Here is an 18,717-nt window from a genome sequence, read left to right on the forward strand (position 1 = left end):
TTCGATGTCCTGGGCCGCGGTCATCCTCTTCGCCGTCATCTTCTTCTGGACGCCGCCGCACTACTGGCCGCTGTCGATGAAGGTCAAGGACGACTACGCCCGTGTCGGCGTACCGATGCTCCCGGTCATCGCGTCCAACCGGGTGGTGGCCCGCCAGATCGTCATCTACAGCTGGGTGATGGTGGCGGTGTCGCTGCTGCTGACCCCGCTCGGCTACACCGGCTGGTTCTACACGGCCGTGGCGCTGCTGACCGGCGGGTTCTGGCTCTGGGAGGCGCACGGCCTGCAGAACCGGGCGAAGGCCGGGGTGTCCGGTGCCAAGCTCAAGGAAATGCGACTGTTCCACTGGTCGATCACCTATGTGTCGCTGCTGTTCGTTGCCGTCGCGGTCGACCCGTTCCTGCGCTGACACCGTTTCGCTCCTGCCGACGGGCGGGGTACGTGGCCCATGCCACGTGCCCCGCCCGTCGCCAGTTGATCTACCCATCGGTAGCATCCGTTGCATGGCAGACACGGCAGAGACCCAGCAGGTTGACGACAGGAAGCAGGCCGCCCGCGCGGAGCGCAGGGCAGCCAGGCTCGCCAAGCAGATCGGCGCCTTCGCCAAGGCGCACGGCGGCGCCGAGGGGCAGCTCGCCTACATCGGGCAGATGGGCACCCGCATCGTGCTGGTCGGCGAGGACGGCGGCTGGGGCGACCTGGTCGCACCCTCGTACGCGGTCGCCGAGAGTGCCACCGCGAAGGCCGGGATCACGATGCACGAGTCCTTCGACGGAGAGTTCGCCGCCAAGGTCCGCACCGGCCCGTACGAGTGGACGCGGATGGCCGGGATCCAGGTCGGCGGCCCCTCCAACAAGGGCTGAGCCGCCGCCCGGGACATCTCCGGGCGCATCCCACCGGGCGAGGTGCGCGGCGCGGCCGGACGGTGGCTGGCCGGGCGGGAGGCGGAACGCCGAGCGGCACGGACCGGTGCCGGCGGCCCGCGCACGCCGTACGCGACCCCCGACGACCCGGTGCTGCTGCGGCATCTGCTGTGGACCGCGATCGCCGCGGGCGGCCGCTGCAGCTGCGCACAACCGACCCCCGGCGGACGGCGGGATTCGCCGCCGCGACGGCCGGGCTCGGCAGCGATCTCGTACTGCTGCACAGCTATCCGCACCACCGGCACGCCGCAGTGCTGGCGAGCATCCATCCGCATGTGTACGCCGACGTGGGCGCCGCCCCGGCCCGTACGGGAGCGCGCGCCGCGGCCGTCCTCGCGGAGGCCCTGGAGCTCGCCCCGTTCGGCAAGCTGCTGTTCTCCAGCGGCGCTCAGGGGCTGCCGGAACTGAATGTGGTGGGGGCGCGGCAGTTCCGTGAGGCGCTCGGCAGGGTGCTGGGCGGCTGGGTGGCGGACGGCGCGTGGTCGCGCACCGACGCCACGCGGGTCGCCGCGATGATCGCGTCCGGCAACGCGCGCCGGGTGTACGGGCTGGACCGGCGGCCCTCGTAGCAGGGCTCAGAGCCTGTCGGGTGACCTTCGATCGGAAAGCGTGCGTGCCAGGGCGTGGCCGCCCGATCAGAGGTCACCCGACAGGCTCTCAGCCGGCGGCTGCGGGCTCCGGGGTCTCCGCGGCGGGGGCGGGCACCGGGGCGGTCGCCACCGGGCGCTCGCGCAGCGAGAGCACCACCCGCACGACGGCGATCCACACCAGGCACGAACCGAGCATGTGCAGCCCGACCAGGATCTCCGGGGTGTCGGTGAAGTACTGCACGTACCCGATCACACCCTGCGACATCAGCACCAGGAAGAGATCACGGGTGCGGTGCAGCGGACCGACCGGCGCGTCGACGGCCTTCAGCACGAACCAGAGCGCGACCGTCAGCGCCACCACGGCCCAGGCCAGGTCGGCGTGGAGCTGCGCGATCATCTTCCAGTCGAGCGGGATGCGGTGGACGTCGCTGGAGTCGCCCGCATGCCGCCCGGCACCCGTCACGACCGTGCCGACAGCGATCAGCAGGCCGGCCGCGGCCGCCAGCAGCCAGGTCAGCTGCGAGACCGCCTTGCCGACCAGCGGACGCGGCTCCGCGTCGCCCTCCCGAACCCGCTGCCAGGTCACGACGGCGACCGTGAGCAGCGCGGTGGAGAGCAGGAAGTGGGCCGCGACGGTGTACGGGTTGAGGCCGACCAGCACGACGATGCCGCCGAGCACGGCGTTGCCCATGACCACCCAGAACTGCGCCCAGCCGAGCCGGGTGAGGCTGCGCCGCCAGGGCTGCGCGGAGCGGGCCGTGATGATCGCCCAGCCGACCGCCGCGCACAGCACGTAGGTGAGCATCCGGTTGCCGAACTCGATGGCGCCGTGGAAGCCCATCGCGCTCGTCGCCGTCAGGGACTCGTCGGTGCACTTGGGCCAGGTGGGGCAGCCGAGACCGGAGCCGGTCAGCCGCACCGCACCGCCGGTGACCACGATGACGACGGCCATCACCACGGCCGACATCGCCGCACGGCGGACCGTCCGGGGGGACGGGGTCCAGCGTTCGGCGATGAAGAGGAGCGGGTTTCGCGCGGCTTGAGCGACGTCGGCTCGGGTCAGCTTGGGCACGCGCACCATCGTAAGCGGCGGCTTGTGCAAGCTTTCACGAGGGGGACGAGTTACCTCGAAACGTCATGCCGCACGCCGTCGCCGCCGGTCATTCCCAGCGGAAGAACTTTGCCGCCGCGCCCAGCCCGAGCACCGCCCAGACCGCGAGGATCCCGAGATCGCCCCACGGCATCGAGGCACCGTGCTGGAGCACGTCCCGCAGCCCGTCGGACAGGGCCGCGATCGGCAGCAGCCCCAGCACGGACTGCGCCGCGTCCGGGAACTTGTCCAGCGGCACGATGACCCCGCCGCCGACCAGCAGCAGCAGAAAGACCAGGTTGGCGGCGGCGAGCGTCGCCTCCGCCTTCAGTGTCCCGGACATCAGCAGGCCGAGCCCGGAGAACGCGGCGGTGCCGAGCACGAGCAGCAGCAGGACGGCGAGCGGGTTGCCGTGCGGCGACCAGCCCAGCGCGAACGCGATCACCGTCAGCAGTACGACCTGCAGCACCTCGGTGACCAGTACCGCGAGGGTCTTCGCGGTCATCAGCCCCCAGCGGGGCAGCGGTGAGGCACCGAGGCGCTTGAGCACGCCGTACCGCCGCTCGAAGCCGGTCGCGATGGCCTGGCCGGTGAAGGCGGTGGACATCACGGCGAGCGCGAGAATGCCGGGCGCCAGGAAGTCGACGGACCTGCCCGCGCCGGTGTCCACGATGTCGACGGCGCTGAACAGCACCAGCAGCAGCGTCGGAATGATCACCGTCAGGAGCAGCTGCTCGCCGTTGCGCAGCAGCATCTGCGTCTCCAGCGCGGTCTGCGCACCGATCATCCGGGGCAGCGGGGCGGCACCGGGCCGCGGGGCGTACGTACCGGCGCTCATGCGCGCAGCTCCTTGCCGGTCAGTTCCAGGAAGACGTCCTCCAGGGTGTGACGCTCGACGGAGATGCCATCGGGCATCACGCCGTGCTGCGCGCACCAGGAGGTGACGGTGGCCAGCAGCTGTGGGTCGACCTGGCCGGTGATGCGGTACGTGCCGGTGATGGGCTCGGCCGCCTGCGTGCCGTCGGGCAGCGCCTTCAGCAGCGAGCCGAGGCCGAGACCGGGGCGGCCGGTGAAGCGCAGGGTGTTCTCGGCGCCGCCGCGGCACAGCAGCTCCGGGCTGCCCTGGGCGATGACCCGGCCCGCGTCGATGATGGCGACATCGTCGGCGAGCGTCTCGGCCTCGTCCATGAAGTGGGTGGTGAGGACGACCGACACGCCGTCGGCGCGCAGCTCCCGTACGAGATCCCAGGTGGAGCGGCGGGCCTGCGGGTCGAGGCCCGCGGTCGGCTCGTCCAGGAACACCAGCTCGGGGCGGCCGACGACGGCCATCGCCAGGGCGAGGCGCTGCTGCTGGCCGCCGGAGAGCCGGCGGTACGTCGTCCGGCCGCAGCTGCCGAGGCCGAGACGCTCGATCAGCGCGTCGACGTCCAGCGGATGGGCGTGCAGTTTCGCCATGTGGCGGAGCATCTCGTCGGCCCGCGCCCCGGAGTAGACGCCACCCGACTGCAGCATCACGCCGATCCGGGGGCGGAGCTCCGAGGCGTCGGCGACCGGGTCGAGGCCGAGGACGCGTACGGTCCCGGCGTCGGGGCGGCGGTAGCCCTCGCAGGTCTCGACGGTGGTGGTCTTGCCGGCGCCGTTGGGGCCGAGGACGGCGGTGACCGCACCGGTGCGTACGCCCAGGTCGAGGCCGTTCACCGCGGTCTTGGCGCCGTACCGCTTCACCAGGCCACGGATCTGCACGACCGGCTCGTTCTTCATGGCCGGTAAGTCTAGGCAGCGGCCCGGCGGGCGAGTCCCCGGGGGCCGGATTAGGTAACCCTTAGTGACGAAATCCACCGTTGATCGTTTCGGACCGTGGTTGTCAGGGCCGGAGGAATTACGCAACAATGGCGTTGTGAAATACGTTGGCGAGGCTCCGCAGGAGGAACTCGCGACCGGCGAGCGCTCGACGCGCAACCGGGTCGCGCGCTCCATCCTGGACCACGGCCCGTCCACCGTCGCCGACCTGGCGAAGCGGCTCGGGCTGACCCAGGCCGCCGTCCGCCGCCATCTCGACGCCCTCCTCTCCGACGATGTCGTCGAGGCCCGCGAACAGCGGGTGTACGGGGCGCGGACCCGCGGGCGTCCGGCCAAGGTGTTCGCCCTGACCGACTGTGGCCGGGACGCCTTCGACCAGTCGTACGACAAGCTCGCCGCCGACGCGCTGCGGTGGATCGCGGAGACCTCGGGCGACGAGGCGGTTCTCGCCTTCGTCCGCGCCAGGACCGCCGCCCAGTCGGAGGCGTACCGCGCGGCGATCGAGGCCGCGGACCCCGTGGCGCGCACCGAGGCGCTGGCCAAGGCTTTGTCGGCCGACGGGTACGCTGCTACGGCGCGAAGCGCGCCGGGCCCACGGCAGGGCGAGCAGCTGTGCCAGCACCACTGCCCGGTCGCCCATGTCGCCGAGCAGTTCCCGCAGCTGTGCGAGGCGGAGACGGAAAGCTTCTCCCAGCTGCTCGGGACTCATGTACAGCGTCTGGCCACCATCGCCCACGGTGACGGTGTGTGCACGACGTTCATTCCGCGCAGCGGCCCCTCAGCCGCACAGACCACCACATCAGCATCTGCAAGCACGGCCGGGAGGAACCCCGCATGACGCTCCCCACGGAGACTGCCCACCCTGAGCTCGAGGGTCTGGGTACATACGAATTCGGCTGGGCCGACTCCGACGCGGCAGGCGCGGCGGCCAAGCGCGGCCTCTCCGAGGCTGTCGTACGTGACATCTCGGCGAAGAAGAACGAGCCCGAGTGGATGCTGAAGCTCCGCCTCAAGGGCCTGCGGCTGTTCGACAAGAAGCCCATGCCGAACTGGGGCTCGGACCTGTCGGGCATCGACTTCGACAACATCAAGTACTTCGTGCGGTCCACCGAGAAGCAGGCGGAGTCCTGGGAGGACCTGCCCGAGGACATCAAGAACACGTACGACAAGCTCGGCATCCCGGAGGCGGAGAAGCAGCGCCTGGTCGCCGGTGTCGCCGCGCAGTACGAGTCCGAGGTCGTCTACCACCAGATCCGTGAGGACCTGGAGGAGCAGGGCGTCATCTTCCTCGACACGGACACCGCGCTGAAGGAGCACCCGGAGCTCTTCAAGGAGTACTTCGGCACCGTCATCCCGGTCGGCGACAACAAGTTCGCCTCGCTGAACTCGGCCGTGTGGTCCGGTGGCTCGTTCATCTACGTGCCGAAGGGTGTCCGCGTCGACATCCCGCTGCAGGCCTACTTCCGTATCAACACGGAGAACATGGGCCAGTTCGAGCGGACGCTGATCGTCGTCGACGAGGACGCCTACGTCCACTACGTCGAGGGCTGCACCGCGCCGATCTACTCCTCGGACTCGCTGCACTCCGCCGTCGTCGAGATCATCGTGAAGAAGGGCGGCCGCTGCCGCTACACGACGATCCAGAACTGGTCGAACAACGTCTACAACCTGGTCACCAAGCGCGCCGTGGCGTACGAGGGCGCGACCATGGAGTGGGTCGACGGCAACATCGGCTCCAAGGTCACCATGAAGTACCCGGCCGTCTACCTGATGGGCGAGCACGCCAAGGGCGAGACGCTCTCCATCGCCTTCGCGGGCGAGGGCCAGCACCAGGACGCCGGATCCAAGATGGTCCACATGGCGCCGAACACCTCCTCCAACATCGTCTCCAAGTCGGTGGCGCGAGGCGGCGGCCGTACCTCGTACCGCGGTCTGGTCGAGATCGGCGAGGGCGCCGCGGGCTCCAAGTCCAACGTGCTGTGCGACGCGCTCCTGGTCGACACGATCTCCCGCTCCGACACGTACCCGTACGTGGACGTCCGTGAGGACGACGTGTCCATGGGTCACGAGGCCACTGTCTCCAAGGTCTCCGAGGACCAGCTCTTCTACCTGATGAGCCGCGGTCTGACCGAGTTCGAGGCCATGGCCATGATCGTGCGCGGCTTCGTCGAGCCGATCGCGCGCGAGCTGCCCATGGAGTACGCGCTTGAGCTCAACCGGCTGATCGAGCTGCAGATGGAGGGTTCGGTCGGCTAGCACAGCCTGACGACCGAATCCCCGACTTTTGACAGAGAAAGCGAGCACTACGACAGCCATGGCTGAGGCTCAGAACATTCCGGCGGGGTCCACCACCACCGGGTCCATCGCGGTGGCCGCCGAGTCGACCGTCGCCACGCGCATGAGCGCGCCCCCGTCCTTCGACGTCGCGGACTTCCCGGTCCCGCACGGCCGCGAGGAGGAGTGGCGGTTCACGCCGCTGGAGCGGCTGCGCGGCCTGCACGACGGCACGGCCGTCGCGACCGGTGGCGCCGTCAAGGTCGAGATCGATGTCCCCGAGGGCGTCACCGTCGAGACCGTCGGCCGCGACGACGCGCGGATCGGCCGGGCCGGCACCCCGGTGGACCGCGTCGCCGCCCAGGCGTACTCGTCCTTCGAGAAGGCCTCGGTCATCACGGTCGCCAAGGAGGCCGTGCTTCCCGAGCCGATCCGGATCGCCGTGCACGGCGAGGGCGGTGTGGCCTACGCCCACCAGGTCATCGAGCTGGGAGCCTTCGCCGAGGCCGTCGTCGTCATCGACCACACCGGTGACGCGGTCGTCGCGGGCAACGTCGATTACGTCCTCGGTGACGGCGCCAAGCTCACCGTCGTCTCCGTCCAGGACTGGGACGACACCGCCGTCCACGCCGCCCAGCACAACGCGCTGATCGGCCGGGACGCCACCTTCAAGTCGATCGTCGTCACCTTCGGCGGCGACCTGGTCCGCCTCCACCCGCGGGTCTCCTACGCGGGCACCGGTGGCGAGGCGGAGCTCTTCGGTCTGTACTTCACCGACAAGGGCCAGCACCAGGAGCACCGCCTCTTCGTCGACCACAACACCCCGCACTGCAAGTCCAACGCCGTCTACAAGGGCGCGCTCCAGGGCGACGGCGCGCACGCGGTGTGGATCGGCGACGTGCTCATCCAGGCCAGGGCCGAGGGCACCGACACCTACGAGATGAACCGCAACCTCGTCCTCACGGACGGCGCGCGGGTCGACTCGGTGCCTAACCTGGAGATCGAGACCGGCGAGATCGTCGGCGCCGGACACGCCTCCGCGACCGGCCGCTTCGACGACGAGCAGCTCTTCTACCTGATGTCCCGCGGCATCCCGGCCGAGGATGCCCGTCGGCTCGTCGTGCGCGGCTTCTTCGCCGAGCTGGTCCAGCACATCGGTCTGCCGGACGTCGAGGCCCGTCTGCTCGACAAGATCGAGGCCGAGCTGAAGGCTTCCGTCTGATGGCCTTCGTCAAAGTCTGTGCGCTGAGCGAGCTGGAAGAAGACACCCCGAAGCGGGTGGAACTCGACGGAACGCCGGTCTCTCTCGTCCGCACCGAGGGCGAGGTGTTCGCGATCAACGACATCTGCTCGCACGCGAACGTCTCACTGTCCGAGGGAGAGGTCGAGGACTGCATGATCGAGTGCTGGCTGCACGGCTCCAGCTTCGACCTGCGCACCGGCAAGCCGTCCGGCCTTCCCGCGACGCGCCCCGTCCCCGTATACCCCGTCAAGATCGAAGGGGACGATGTGCTCGTCTCCGTCACCCAGGAGTCCTGAGTCACCCATGGCAACGCTTGAAATCCGCGACCTGCACGTCTCCGTCGAGGCCGACAACGCCACGAAGGAGATCCTCAAGGGCGTCGACCTGATCGTGAAGCAGGGCGAGACCCACGCCATCATGGGCCCCAACGGGTCCGGCAAGTCGACCCTCGCGTACTCCCTCGCAGGTCACCCCAAGTACACGATCACCAGCGGCACGGTGACCCTGGACGGCGAGGACGTCCTGGCGATGACCGTCGACGAGCGCGCCCGCGCCGGCCTCTTCCTGGCCATGCAGTACCCGGTCGAGGTCCCCGGTGTCTCGGTCTCCAACTTCCTGCGTACCTCCGCCACCGCCGTCCGGGGCGAGGCGCCCAAGCTGCGTACGTGGGTGAAGGAGGTCAAGGAGACGATGGCCGACCTCCAGATGGACCCCGCGTTCGCCGAGCGCAACGTCAACGAGGGCTTCTCCGGCGGTGAGAAGAAGCGCCACGAGATCCTTCAGCTGGAGCTTCTCAAGCCGAAGGTCGCGATCCTCGACGAGACCGACTCCGGCCTGGACGTCGACGCCCTGCGCGTCGTCTCCGAGGGCGTCAACCGGGTGCGCGAGAGCGGCGAGGTCGGCACGCTGCTGATCACGCACTACACCCGGATCCTCCGTTACATCAAGCCCGACTTCGTGCACGTCTTCGCCAACGGCCGTATTGCCGAGTCCGGCGGCGCCGAGCTCGCCGACAAGCTGGAGAACGAGGGCTACGAGGCATATGTGAAGGGTGGCGCTTCCGCGTGACACAGCTGCCGGGGCTCCTCGACACCGAGGCGATCCGCAAGGACTTCCCCCTGCTGGATCGTACGGTCCACGACGGGAAGAAGATCGTTTACCTGGACAGTGCGGCGACTTCGCAGAAGCCGCGCCAGGTCCTCGACGCGCTCAGCGAGTACTACGAGCGGCACAACGCCAACGTCCACCGCGGCGTGTACACGATCGCGGAGGAGGCCACGGCGCTGTACGAAGGCGCCCGCGACAAGGTCGCCGCCTTCATCAACGCGCCGAGCCGCAACGAGGTGATCTTCACCAAGAACGCCTCGGAGTCGCTCAACCTCGTGGCCAACATGCTCGGCTGGGCCGACGAGCCCTACCGGGTGGACCACGAGACCGAGATCGTCATCACGGAGATGGAGCACCACTCCAACATCGTGCCGTGGCAGCTGCTCGCGCAGCGCACCGGTGCGAAGCTGAGGTGGTTCGGCATCACCGACGACGGCCGCCTCGACCTGTCCGACATAGACGAGATCATCACGGAGAAGACGAAGATCGTCTCCTTCACGCTGGTCTCCAACATCATGGGCACGATCAACCCGGTCGAGAAGATCATCCGCCGCGCCCAGCAGGTCGGCGCGCTGGTCTGCATCGACGCCTCGCAGGCCGCCCCGCACATGGTGCTCGACGTGCAGGCGCTGCAGGCCGACTTCGTGGCCTTCACCGGCCACAAGATGGTCGGCCCGACCGGCATCGGCGTGCTCTGGGGACGGCAGGAGCTCCTGGAGGACCTGCCGCCGTTCCTCGGTGGCGGCGAGATGATCGAGACCGTGTCGATGCACTCGTCGACATACGCCCCGGCGCCGCACAAGTTCGAGGCGGGTACGCCCCCGATCGCGCAGGCCGTCGGCCTCGGCGCGGCCGTGGACTACCTCTCGGCGATCGGCATGGACAAGATCTTCCAGCACGAGCACGCGATCACCGAGTACGCGGTGAAGCGCCTCCTGGAGGTCCCGGACCTGAAGATCATCGGTCCGTCCACCGCGGAGGACCGCGGCGCCACGATCTCCTTCACGCTCGGCGACATCCACCCGCACGACGTGGGCCAGGTCCTCGACGAGCAGGGCATCGCGGTCCGGGTCGGACACCACTGCGCACGGCCGGTCTGCCTGCGGTACGGAATTCCTGCGACGACGCGAGCGTCGTTCTATCTGTACTCCACGCCCGCCGAGGTCGACGCCCTGGTGGACGGTCTGGAGCACGTACGGAACTTCTTCGGCTGAGGGTTGACTGGTGAAGCTTGATTCGATGTACCAGGAAGTGATCCTGGACCACTACAAGCACCCCCACGGGCGCGGCCTGCGGGACGGCGACGCCGAGGTGCACCACGTCAACCCGACGTGCGGAGACGAGATCACGCTCCGGGTGAAGTACGACGGCGAGACCATCGCCGATGTGTCGTACGAGGGCCAGGGCTGTTCCATCAGTCAGGCCAGCGCCTCCGTGCTGAACGAGCTGCTGGTCGGCAAGGAGCTGGGCGAGGCGCAGAAGATCCAGGAGACCTTCCTGGAGCTGATGCAGTCGAAGGGCCAGCTCGAGCCGGACGACGCGATGGAGGAGGTGCTGGAGGACGCGGTCGCGTTCGCCGGTGTCTCGAAGTACCCGGCCCGGGTCAAGTGCGCGCTGCTGAGCTGGATGGCGTGGAAGGACGCGACGGCGAAGGCGCTGTCCGAAGGGAAGATGGCATGAGCGATCACGGTACGCCAGAAGTACTGACCACCAAGCCGGCCTCCGAGGAGGAGGTCCGCGAGGCGCTGTACGACGTCGTCGACCCCGAGTTGGGCATCGACGTCGTCAACCTGGGCCTGATCTACGGCATCCACATCGACGACGCCAACATCGCCACCCTCGACATGACCCTGACGTCCGCGGCCTGCCCGCTGACCGATGTCATCGAGGACCAGGCGAAGTCCGCGACCGACGGCCTCGTCAACGAGCTGCGGATCAACTGGGTCTGGATGCCGCCGTGGGGCCCGGACAAGATCACGGATGACGGACGCGAGCAGCTGCGCGCGCTCGGCTTCAACGTCTGATCCTCTGCGCTTCCGAACGGCCCCCGGCTCGCGCCGGGGGCCGTTCGGCGTTGCACAGCTGATCACGGACGCCGGCTCGGCCGATCTGCACGGCGGCGGCACGGAGGCGAAGGACCTCGACCACGCCGAGTGGAAGAAGTCCCGCTCCGTCTGGTTTACCGTCAGCAGCTGACGGACGAGCGCGGCTTCGCGATTCGGTGTGGCCAACGGCCATGACCGCAGGGCAGGCTGGTGGTCATGGCCGTTTCCTTTTACTCCATCGTCGTCGACGCCCACGATCTGCCGTCGCAGGCCCGGTTCTGGTGCCGGGTGCTCGACTGGACGGTGCTCTTCGAGGCCGACGACGAAATCGTCATCGGCGCCGACAAGGACGCCGTGCCCGGCATCACCTTCGTCCCCGTACCGGAGGAGAAGACGGTCAAGAACCGGCTGCACATCGATCTCGCCCCCGACGACCAGGCCGTGGAGGTCGCGCGGATCATCGGCCTCGGGGCCACCCGGGTGGACGTCGGCCAGCCCGCCGATGCGGGCTGGGTGTTGCTGGCGGACCCCGAGGGGAACGAGTTCTGCGTGCTGAGCCCGAAGAACTCGCTCATCGACTGAGCGGCGCGACCCGCGCTCACGGACCGAACTGCGGGGGCGCGGCGGCTGCTTCGGCGAGGACCGGGCCCAGGTTCTCGTTGCGCATCCGCCGGTCCACGTACAGCAGCCCGATCACCAGCTGCGGGAACGTCGCCGAGACGAGCTGGCCGATCAGCTGGCCCAGCAGCATGGCCACCATGTAGCCGCTCACGGCGACGATGACGGCCGCGACGCTCGGGTCGGAGTCCAGGTTCGCTGTGCTGATCATGCCCGAGAACAGGCCGAGGAACGAGAACGGCATCTGGATGATGTAGCTCCCCACCGCCGCCATGATCAGCGCCAGCAGCGAGATGCCGAAGATCCGCCACCAGTCGCCGCGCACCAGCTGCGAGGAGCGGCGCAGCGCCGCGACCGGGCTCTGTCCCTCGAAGACGACGGCGGAGGGGGCCAGGGAGAACTTCACCCAGAGCCAGGCCGCCAGCGGGAACGTCGCCAGGGCGCCGAGGAGGCCGAGCGAGATCAGCGCCGCGGCGCCGGACCCGGCATCCAGGCCGACGGCCGCGACGATGGCGGACACCATGCCGACAATCATGAAGACCAGTGGGATCAATGTGATCAGCCCGGTCAGGATCACCGTGCCGATGACCGCCGGTACGCGGGCCCAGGCCCGGCGCCAGATGATGCCGAACGTCGTCCGCCGCCCCAGGACCGCGTCCTGCAGGACCGCCGGTACGGTCGCGTACATCATGGCGGTGCCGATCATGAGCGACAGAAGGGCGACCAGCCAGACGGCGCCGAAGGCGATCATCAGCGGGGTGATGTCCTCCGTGGGCGCGCTCTCCTCGGCGGAGAGCGCGACGACCCGGTGCAGATGGTCGCTGACCGCGGAGTACGCGATCGCGACCGCCGCGCCGACCACGACGACGGCCCCGCCGTACACGGCCGCACCGATGCCGAAGAGCTGCTTCCAGTAGCGGCCCATCGTGGAGAACGCGCCGCTGAGGATGTCCCCGAGGCTCAGCGGCGCGAGCGGTATCACCCCTGGCTTCGGCGGCGGCATCCAGCCGCCCCATCCCGGCGGTCCGGGGGGTCCTCCGTACGGCGCTCCTCCGTACGGAGGACCCCCGGGACCGCCGCCCCACCCTGCGTCCTGCGTCACTGCTGCTCCGTCGTGTCGGGGTCCATGTGCTGGCCGGGACACGGTAGCGCTCCTGGTGGGGCGGCGGATCCCTTCTGCGCACCCAGGTATGTGTACGAGCGTACGCAACGATGCGTACACTCGTACACATGGGATACGGACTGCTGGCCGCGGCCATAGCGGCGGAGGTGGCCGGGACGACGGCCATGAAGTACAGCGAGGGCTTCACCCGGCTCTGGCCCTCGCTCATCACCGTCGCCGGCTATCTGCTCGCCTTCTCGCTGCTCGCGCAGACCCTGAAGACGCTGTCCATGGGCACCGCCTATGCCATCTGGGCCGGGATCGGCACGGCGGCGGTCGCCGCCATAGGGGTTCTTTTCATGGGCGAGTCCGGAAACCTGGTCAAGGTGGCGGGCATCGCGCTGATCATTGCCGGTGTGGTCGTGCTCAACCTGGGGGGAGCGCACTGATGGTCCGCCGGTACGACCCCGAGCGGCGCGGCCGCATCATCGATGCGGCGATCCGGGTGGTCGCTGCCAAGGGCATCGCGGGGCTCAGTCACCGTTCCGTCGCAGCCGAGGCGGATGTGCCGCTCGGCTCGACGACGTATCACTTCGCCTCGCTCGACGAGCTGCTGGTCGCCGCGCTGCGCCGCGCGAACGAGAAATTCTCCCGGGCCATGCGGGAGAGCGAGGCCCTCCTCGCCCCGGACGCGGATCTCGCCGAGGCGCTGGCCCGGCTGCTGGGGGAGTGGTTCTCCGGCGGGCGCGGGCGCCTGGAGCTGGAGTACGAGCTCTACCTCGCGGCGCTGCGCCGGCCCGTGCTGCAGCCGGTCGCCGCTGAATGGACGGATGTCACCGCCGAGCTGCTGGCCGGGCGCACCGACCCGGCCACCGCGCGGGCACTGATCGCGCTGATGGACGGGATCTGTCTGCAGGTGCTGCTGACGGGCGGGAGCTACGACGCGGCGTACGCGCGGGAGATGCTGGCGCGGATCATCGGCTGACCGCGTCGGCCGCCCCGGGGCGTCGACGGGTTCGGCGGTGGGCGGCCCCGGGCGGGCGCCGGGATGTCAGCGGCGGACCGCCGCCAAGGCCGCCTGCACGCTCGCCTCGATGTCCGTGATCGGATACAGCGCCTCGCGGACCGTCCGGTCCCGGTCCACCACCAGGGTCAGCCGCTTCAGCCGGCTGACTCCCGCCGCCCGGAACGTCGGCAGTCGCAGCGCCGCCGCCAGCTCCAGTTCCGCGTCGGACAGCAGCGGGAAGCGCAGCCCCTCCGCGTCCGCGAACGCCCGCTGTTCGTCCGGGCGTTGGGTGGACACTCCGTGCACCGTCGCTCCCGCCGCGGTGAACTCGGCCAACTGGTCGCGGTACGTGCAGGATTCGAGGGTGCAGCCGCTCGCGCCCGGGATCTCGGCCCAGCCCCGCGGGTAGGCGTCCCGGCGGGCGTACGCGCTGGGGAAGCAGTACAGGACGGTGTACGGGGTGTCGGCGACCGGGTCGCGCAACATGCCGTCGTAGTCGAGGAGTTGCAGCTCCGGCAGGCGGGTGCCCACCAGGGCGTGCACCCGCGCCGCCTCCTTGGACGTCTCCGTGGCCGTCGCCATCGTCTCCCCGTCTCCCCTCACCCAGGTGTCGCCCCAGTCCTGGAGCGCGATCAGTACCGGCAGCAGCGCGCGGCCGCGCGGGGTGAGCCGGTACTCGTACCGGGCCGGGCGGTCCTGGTACGGATCCCGGGACAGCACACCCGCGTCCACCAGCAGCCGCAGCCGCTCGGTGAGCACCTTGCGGGACATGCCCAGCTCGTGCTGGAGCGCGTCGAAGCGGTGCACCCCGCGCGCGGTGTCGCGCACGATCAGCAGGGTCCACCAGTCGCCGACGACATCGAGGGCCTGGGCGATCGCGCAGTCGGCGTCGGACAGGCTGGTGCGCTGTGGCATGACGTCGTCTTCTTCCGTTCTTGCTCGTGCCGAGGCCGCCCCTTACGGCCTGCCCCACGACAGGGAGTGGGCTCCCGACCATGGGGGAGGCCGTTACCGGATTGACCTGCGGAAAGCATGCTGCCATAGTCCGTTCCCAAAAGGAACTCGCTGGGGAGGGTGCTGCGGATGAGGATCTTCGGGATGGTGCGAGCCTTTACGCGGGGGCGTCCATCAGCGGCCAGGTGCCGGCCCCGCCGCTCGGCGGCGCGCTCTACGCGGCCGCGCCCGAGCTGCTCTGGCCGGTGTGCGCGGTGCTGGCCGGCGGTGCGGGGGTGGCGGTGCTGGCGGCGCGGCGGCTGCGGGGGCCGGTGCGCGTGGTGGCCCCGGCGCGGACTCCGGTGCCCGAGCGGCAGGCGCAGCCCGGCTGACCGAGTGGTCCGGGCGGGTGGGGCCCTCGCGACCATCCGGCGGGACCGGTTGGCTCCGGCGGGGCCCTGCCGGTTAGGTTTCGTGTCATGACCGACACGACTTCCCGCACCACCGGCGCCGTCGCCGCCGGCCTCGCCACCATCGCCGGCGACGGTTCCGTTCTCGACACCTGGTTCCCTGCCCCCGAGCTCTCCGCCGAGCCCGGCCCGGCCGGAACCGAACGGCTCACCCCCGACCAGGCCGTGAACCTCCTCGGCGAGGGCGCGGCCAAGGCCGTCGGCGTGGACGCCCGCCGCGGTGTCGAGGTCGTCGCCGTGCGCACGGTCATCGCCTCGCTCGACGACAAGCCGCTCGACGCCCACGACGCGTACCTGCGCCTGCACCTCCTCTCGCACCGTCTCGTCCAGCCGCACGGCCAGAACCTGGACGGCGTCTTCGGCCTCCTGACCAACGTCGCCTGGACGTCGCTCGGTCCGGTCGCCGTCGACGACCTGGAGAAGGTGCGGCTGAACGCCCGCGCCGACGGCCTGCACCTCCAGGTCACCTCGGTCGACAAGTTCCCCCGGATGACGGACTACGTCGCCCCGAAGGGCGTCCGGATCGCCGACGCCGACCGGGTCAGGCTCGGCGCGCACCTCGCCGCCGGCACGACGGTCATGCACGAGGGCTTCGTCAACTTCAACGCCGGCACGCTCGGCACGTCGATGATCGAGGGCCGCATCTCCGCGGGCGTCGTCGTCGGCAACGGCTCCGACATCGGTGGCGGTGCCTCGACGATGGGTACCCTCTCCGGCGGCGGCAAGGAGCGCATCGTCATCGGTGAGCGCTGCCTGATCGGCGCCGAGGCGGGCGTCGGGATCGCGCTCGGCGACGAGTGCGTCGTCGAAGCGGGGCTGTATGTCACCGCGGGTACGCGCATCACCCTGCCGGACGGCCAGATCGTCAAGGCGCGGGAGCTCTCCGGCGCCTCGAACATCCTCTTCCGCCGCAACTCGGTCACCGGCGCCGTCGAGGCCCGCCCGAACAATGCGGTGTGGGACGGCCTCAACGAGGTCCTGCACAGCCACAACTAGCGTGTAGCGGCGAGGAGTTCCTCGTACGCCTTCCGCAGCCCGTCGGCCGCCTCGCGCCCGGCGGGCTGCAGCGGTTCCCGGACCGGTCCGGCGCCGAGCAGCGCCTTGGCCGTCACGGTGCCGGGCAGCCCGGACGACATCATCAACTCGGCCAGCGGAACGGTCAGCCGGTTGAGCCGGGCCGCCTCGGCGGTGTCCCCGGCGTCGAAAGCGTCCAGGACCGCCCGCAGCTGCCGGGGCGCCACATTGGCGACCGTACTCACATAGCCCGCCGCGCCCACCGCGTACAGCGGCAGGTTGAGCTCCTCGCAGCCCGAGTAGTACGAGAGCGAACCCGCGCCGATCACCTTCGTCGAGCCGAGCAGGTCGTACGCGCAGTCCTTCACCGCCACGATGCGCGGATGGTCCGCGAGCCGCAGCAGGGTCTCCGGCTCGATGCGGGTGCCGGTGCGGCCGGGGATGTCGTACAGCATCAGCGGAACGCCGGTCGCGTCGGCGACGCGTCTGAAGTGTGCCTCGACGGCGGGCTGCGGCGGTCTGCTGTAGTAGGGCGTCACGACCAACAGGCCGTCCGCGCCTGCCCGTTCGACCTGCCGGGCCAGCTCGACGGTGTGCCGGGTGTCCGCACTGCCGACCCCGGCGACCAGCGGCACACCGGCGCCGACCGCCTCACGGACCGCGCGCAGCAGCGCGGTCTTCTCGGCGTCGGTGGTGGTCGGGGACTCACCGGTGGTGCCGCTGAGCACCAGGCCGTCACAGCCGTCGGCGACGAGACCGGCGGCGTGGGTCCCGGCAGCGTCCAGGTCCAGTTCGCCGTCGGCGGTGAACGGCGTGATCATGGCGCAGAGGGCGCGGCCGAAGGGGGCTGCGGGGGTGGCAGGGGCTTCAGGGACTGTCATGTCCGAAGTGTCCGCCGCCCCGACCGTGAAGGTCCACTTAGTTCTGCTTGAGGTGAAGGGGAAGAAATGCTCAACCATTGGCGTGGGGCCGGGACCGCGGTCTGGCATGATCGAACGCCTATGCGGCAGGCCGATACGGGGGCGGGTGCACGGGTATGCGGGGACCGGCGGGTACGAGGACGGGCACCGGAGCGCGGAGACGGGCGGTGGCCGCCTGCCTCGCCGCCGGGGCGCTGGCTCTGACGCTGTCGGGATGCGCCGGATTTCTCGTACCGGCGGGCGAGGGCGAGCCGGAGCCGACTCCGAGCGCGTCGTACACGCCGGACGTGCACGCGGACAAGCTGGATCCGTCCGACCTGGCCATCGCCCCGTCCCCCGACCGGCCGCCCACAGGGGACGCGCCCGGCCCCACACCCACCCCGAGCGCTGTCGCCACGGGCGACTGCCCGTCCTCCGGCGTCGTCGTGGACATGGGTGAGGTGCAAGCGGCGCTGGGCCACCGGGCCGTGTCGCTCACCCTCACCAACTGCGGCAGCAAGCCGTTCCGGGTGGACGGCTACCCGTCCGTACGGGCCCTGGACGACGAAGGTGATCCGTTGCCGGTCCCGGTGAACCCGGGCTCCTCGTACATGGGGACCGACCGGGGGCCGAAGGAGGTCATGCTGAAGCCGGGGAAGACGCTGAACGCACTGCTCGCCTGGGTGTCCACCCCGACCGGCGGCGACCTCATCGAGGGCGACGCGCTGGAGATCGCACCGGCCCCGGGGCTGGAGGCGCGCACGTTCCCGCTGGAGGGGAGCGACGTACGGCTGCTTGACGAGCTGAACATGACCGCCTGGCGAGCCGTTTCGCCCCAGTAGTGCCCCGGGCGGGGGTCAGAGGGCGAGCTTGAAGCCCTCGTGGCTGCGGGCGAAGCCCAGCGACTCGTAGAACCGGTGCGCGTCCGTGCGCCGCTTGCTGCTGGTCAGCTGCACCAGCCCGCACCCCCGCAGCCGGGCCCGGTCGACGGCCTGCTTCATCAGCTCCCGGCCCAGCCCGCCGCCCCGCCGGTCCGCCCTGATCCGTACCGCCTCTATCAGCGCCCGCTCCTCGCCGTGCCTGCCGAGCCCCGGTATGTACGTCACCTGCAGGCAGCCCAGCACGGTGTCGCCGTCCACCAGAACCAGCATCTCGTTGCGCGGGTCGCTCTCGATGGCGGCGAAGGCCTTCTCGTACGCCTCGTCGACCACGACCGAGGCCGGGTCGGCGACGCGCTCCTCGTCGGCGAGGAGCGCGAGGACGGCGGGCAGGTCGGGGCGGGTGGCGACGCGCAGGATCATGCCCCGGAGTCTGGCACGGGCGCCGGAGAGGTCAGTAGCCGGATATTGGTGCGGCCGCGTGACCGAGCGGCACGGTGTGCGGCCCCGGACATGCCGCTCAACAGGCGCAGCAGGAACGGCGTGGGCTTGCGGGGACGACGACGGTCGGGCCGGGGTGCTCGACGGCGTGCTGCATGTGCTGCGCCGTCGGCGCCGGGGTGAACCGGGGACCCGTGAAGCCGACGGTTGACCTCAAGCGGACTTGACGTATCAGGGTGGCCGTCAGCGGTGCACCGCACGGGTGCGCCGGTGAGGAGATTCGC

At 70.2% G+C, this 18,717-nt stretch carries 23 protein-coding genes and 1 pseudogene; 17 read left to right on the top strand and 7 right to left on the bottom strand.

Annotated features, from left to right (window positions below; all coding sequences use genetic code 11):
* From ACWD6R_RS16770 to ACWD6R_RS16780, 3 genes and pseudogenes are all read left to right on the top strand, one after another.
* A partial coding sequence (locus tag ACWD6R_RS16770) for a UbiA family prenyltransferase (RefSeq protein ID WP_451819366.1) occupies positions 1–409 on the top strand: 409 nt, incomplete at its 5' end.
* A gap of 94 nt (positions 410–503) precedes the next feature.
* Positions 504–863 (top strand): hypothetical protein, encoded by a 360-nt coding sequence (locus ACWD6R_RS16775; protein WP_451819367.1) that lies wholly within the window; start codon positions 504–506, stop codon positions 861–863.
* 33 nt (positions 864–896) lie between these two features.
* Positions 897–1,492: pseudogene (locus ACWD6R_RS16780) on the top strand (amidohydrolase); the annotation flags it as partial.
* 88 nt (positions 1,493–1,580) lie between these two features.
* Here the strand turns inward: ACWD6R_RS16780 and ACWD6R_RS16785 are convergent.
* The 3 genes from ACWD6R_RS16785 to ACWD6R_RS16795 all read right to left on the bottom strand — a co-directional run bounded on the left by ACWD6R_RS16785 (position 1,581) and on the right by ACWD6R_RS16795 (position 4,364).
* Positions 1,581–2,594 (bottom strand): COX15/CtaA family protein, encoded by a 1,014-nt coding sequence (locus tag ACWD6R_RS16785; RefSeq protein ID WP_451819368.1) that lies wholly within the window; start codon positions 2,592–2,594, stop codon positions 1,581–1,583.
* 79 nt (positions 2,595–2,673) lie between these two features.
* Complete coding sequence (locus ACWD6R_RS16790) at positions 2,674–3,441, bottom strand: ABC transporter permease (protein ID WP_451819369.1); 768 nt, start codon at positions 3,439–3,441, stop codon at positions 2,674–2,676.
* Positions 3,438–4,364 (bottom strand): ABC transporter ATP-binding protein, encoded by a 927-nt coding sequence (locus ACWD6R_RS16795; protein ID WP_451819370.1) that lies wholly within the window; start codon positions 4,362–4,364, stop codon positions 3,438–3,440. The genes ACWD6R_RS16790 and ACWD6R_RS16795 overlap by 4 nt, the downstream gene beginning before the upstream one ends.
* A gap of 136 nt (positions 4,365–4,500) precedes the next feature.
* Here ACWD6R_RS16795 and ACWD6R_RS16800 point away from each other — a divergent pair, with 136 nt between their 5' ends.
* From ACWD6R_RS16800 to ACWD6R_RS16840, 9 genes are all read left to right on the top strand, one after another.
* Entirely contained in the window at positions 4,501–5,241 is a 741-nt protein-coding gene (locus ACWD6R_RS16800; RefSeq protein ID WP_451819371.1) for a helix-turn-helix transcriptional regulator, read from the top strand.
* Entirely contained in the window at positions 5,238–6,659 is a 1,422-nt protein-coding gene (gene sufB / locus ACWD6R_RS16805; RefSeq protein WP_326603017.1) for a Fe-S cluster assembly protein SufB, read from the top strand. The genes ACWD6R_RS16800 and sufB overlap by 4 nt, the downstream gene beginning before the upstream one ends.
* 58 nt (positions 6,660–6,717) lie before the next feature.
* Positions 6,718–7,899, top strand: a complete 1,182-nt coding sequence (sufD, locus tag ACWD6R_RS16810; RefSeq protein WP_451819372.1) for a Fe-S cluster assembly protein SufD — start codon at positions 6,718–6,720, stop codon at positions 7,897–7,899.
* A complete protein-coding gene (locus tag ACWD6R_RS16815; protein WP_030919832.1) occupies positions 7,899–8,216 on the top strand; it encodes a bifunctional 3-phenylpropionate/cinnamic acid dioxygenase ferredoxin subunit in 318 nt (105 codons plus the stop codon). Before sufD ends, ACWD6R_RS16815 begins: the two co-directional genes overlap by 1 nt.
* Positions 8,217–8,223: 7 nt before the next feature.
* Positions 8,224–8,988 (top strand): Fe-S cluster assembly ATPase SufC, encoded by a 765-nt coding sequence (gene sufC, locus ACWD6R_RS16820; RefSeq protein WP_451819373.1) that lies wholly within the window; start codon positions 8,224–8,226, stop codon positions 8,986–8,988.
* Positions 8,985–10,241 (top strand): cysteine desulfurase, encoded by a 1,257-nt coding sequence (locus ACWD6R_RS16825; protein ID WP_451819374.1) that lies wholly within the window; start codon positions 8,985–8,987, stop codon positions 10,239–10,241. Before sufC ends, ACWD6R_RS16825 begins: the two co-directional genes overlap by 4 nt.
* A 10-nt stretch (positions 10,242–10,251) precedes the next feature.
* The gene (gene sufU, locus ACWD6R_RS16830; protein WP_037691713.1) at positions 10,252–10,707 is read left to right on the top strand and encodes a Fe-S cluster assembly sulfur transfer protein SufU; all 456 of its coding nucleotides are present in this window, start codon (positions 10,252–10,254) and stop codon (positions 10,705–10,707) included.
* Positions 10,704–11,051 carry a metal-sulfur cluster assembly factor gene (locus ACWD6R_RS16835; RefSeq protein WP_037691711.1) on the top strand — a complete coding sequence of 116 codons (348 nt, stop codon included), beginning with the start codon at positions 10,704–10,706 and terminating at the stop codon, positions 11,049–11,051. Before sufU ends, ACWD6R_RS16835 begins: the two co-directional genes overlap by 4 nt.
* A 237-nt stretch (positions 11,052–11,288) precedes the next feature.
* On the top strand, positions 11,289–11,654 hold the full coding sequence (locus tag ACWD6R_RS16840; protein ID WP_451819375.1) for a VOC family protein: 366 nt from the start codon (positions 11,289–11,291) through the stop codon (positions 11,652–11,654).
* A 16-nt stretch (positions 11,655–11,670) separates the two neighbouring features.
* Here the strand turns inward: ACWD6R_RS16840 and ACWD6R_RS16845 are convergent, their stop codons facing one another.
* Positions 11,671–12,693: a DUF7847 domain-containing protein gene (locus tag ACWD6R_RS16845; protein WP_451819376.1), complete on the bottom strand. Its 1,023-nt coding sequence runs from the start codon at positions 12,691–12,693 to the stop codon at positions 11,671–11,673.
* 227 nt (positions 12,694–12,920) lie between these two features.
* On the opposite strand from ACWD6R_RS16845, the gene ACWD6R_RS16850 reads away from it, so the two are divergent.
* Together ACWD6R_RS16850 and ACWD6R_RS16855 are read left to right on the top strand one after the other, a co-directional pair.
* Positions 12,921–13,241 carry a DMT family transporter gene (locus ACWD6R_RS16850; protein WP_451819377.1) on the top strand — a complete coding sequence of 107 codons (321 nt, stop codon included), beginning with the start codon at positions 12,921–12,923 and terminating at the stop codon, positions 13,239–13,241.
* Positions 13,241–13,777 carry a TetR/AcrR family transcriptional regulator gene (locus tag ACWD6R_RS16855; protein WP_451819378.1) on the top strand — a complete coding sequence of 179 codons (537 nt, stop codon included), beginning with the start codon at positions 13,241–13,243 and terminating at the stop codon, positions 13,775–13,777. Before ACWD6R_RS16850 ends, ACWD6R_RS16855 begins: the two co-directional genes overlap by 1 nt.
* Before the next feature lie 66 nt (positions 13,778–13,843).
* Here ACWD6R_RS16855 and ACWD6R_RS16860 read toward each other — a convergent pair whose 3' ends face one another.
* The gene (locus ACWD6R_RS16860; RefSeq protein ID WP_451819379.1) at positions 13,844–14,713 is read right to left on the bottom strand and encodes a winged helix-turn-helix transcriptional regulator; all 870 of its coding nucleotides are present in this window, start codon (positions 14,711–14,713) and stop codon (positions 13,844–13,846) included.
* 224 nt (positions 14,714–14,937) lie between these two features.
* Between ACWD6R_RS16860 and ACWD6R_RS16865 the strand changes: the two genes are divergently transcribed.
* Both ACWD6R_RS16865 and dapD read left to right on the top strand, forming a co-directional pair.
* Entirely contained in the window at positions 14,938–15,123 is a 186-nt protein-coding gene (locus ACWD6R_RS16865) for a hypothetical protein (RefSeq protein WP_451819380.1), read from the top strand.
* Positions 15,124–15,210: 87 nt separating this feature from the next.
* Positions 15,211–16,197, top strand: coding sequence for a 2,3,4,5-tetrahydropyridine-2,6-dicarboxylate N-succinyltransferase (gene dapD / locus ACWD6R_RS16870; protein ID WP_451819381.1), 987 nt, complete (start codon positions 15,211–15,213; stop codon positions 16,195–16,197).
* Here dapD and dapA read toward each other — a convergent pair.
* Positions 16,194–17,096, bottom strand: coding sequence for a 4-hydroxy-tetrahydrodipicolinate synthase (gene dapA / locus ACWD6R_RS16875; RefSeq protein ID WP_451819382.1), 903 nt, complete (start codon positions 17,094–17,096; stop codon positions 16,194–16,196). The two genes, dapD and dapA, sit on opposite strands and share 4 nt — an antisense overlap.
* Positions 17,097–17,302: 206 nt before the next feature.
* Between dapA and ACWD6R_RS16880 the strand changes: the two genes are divergently transcribed.
* Complete coding sequence (locus ACWD6R_RS16880) at positions 17,303–17,956, top strand: DUF4232 domain-containing protein (RefSeq protein WP_451819383.1); 654 nt, start codon at positions 17,303–17,305, stop codon at positions 17,954–17,956.
* A 15-nt stretch (positions 17,957–17,971) separates the two neighbouring features.
* Here ACWD6R_RS16880 and ACWD6R_RS16885 read toward each other — a convergent pair whose 3' ends face one another.
* Positions 17,972–18,415, bottom strand: a complete 444-nt coding sequence (locus ACWD6R_RS16885; RefSeq protein ID WP_451819384.1) for an N-acetyltransferase family protein — start codon at positions 18,413–18,415, stop codon at positions 17,972–17,974.
* Positions 18,416–18,717: the final 302 nt, after the last annotated feature.

Source organism: Streptomyces sp. NPDC005151, from assembly GCF_053599875.1.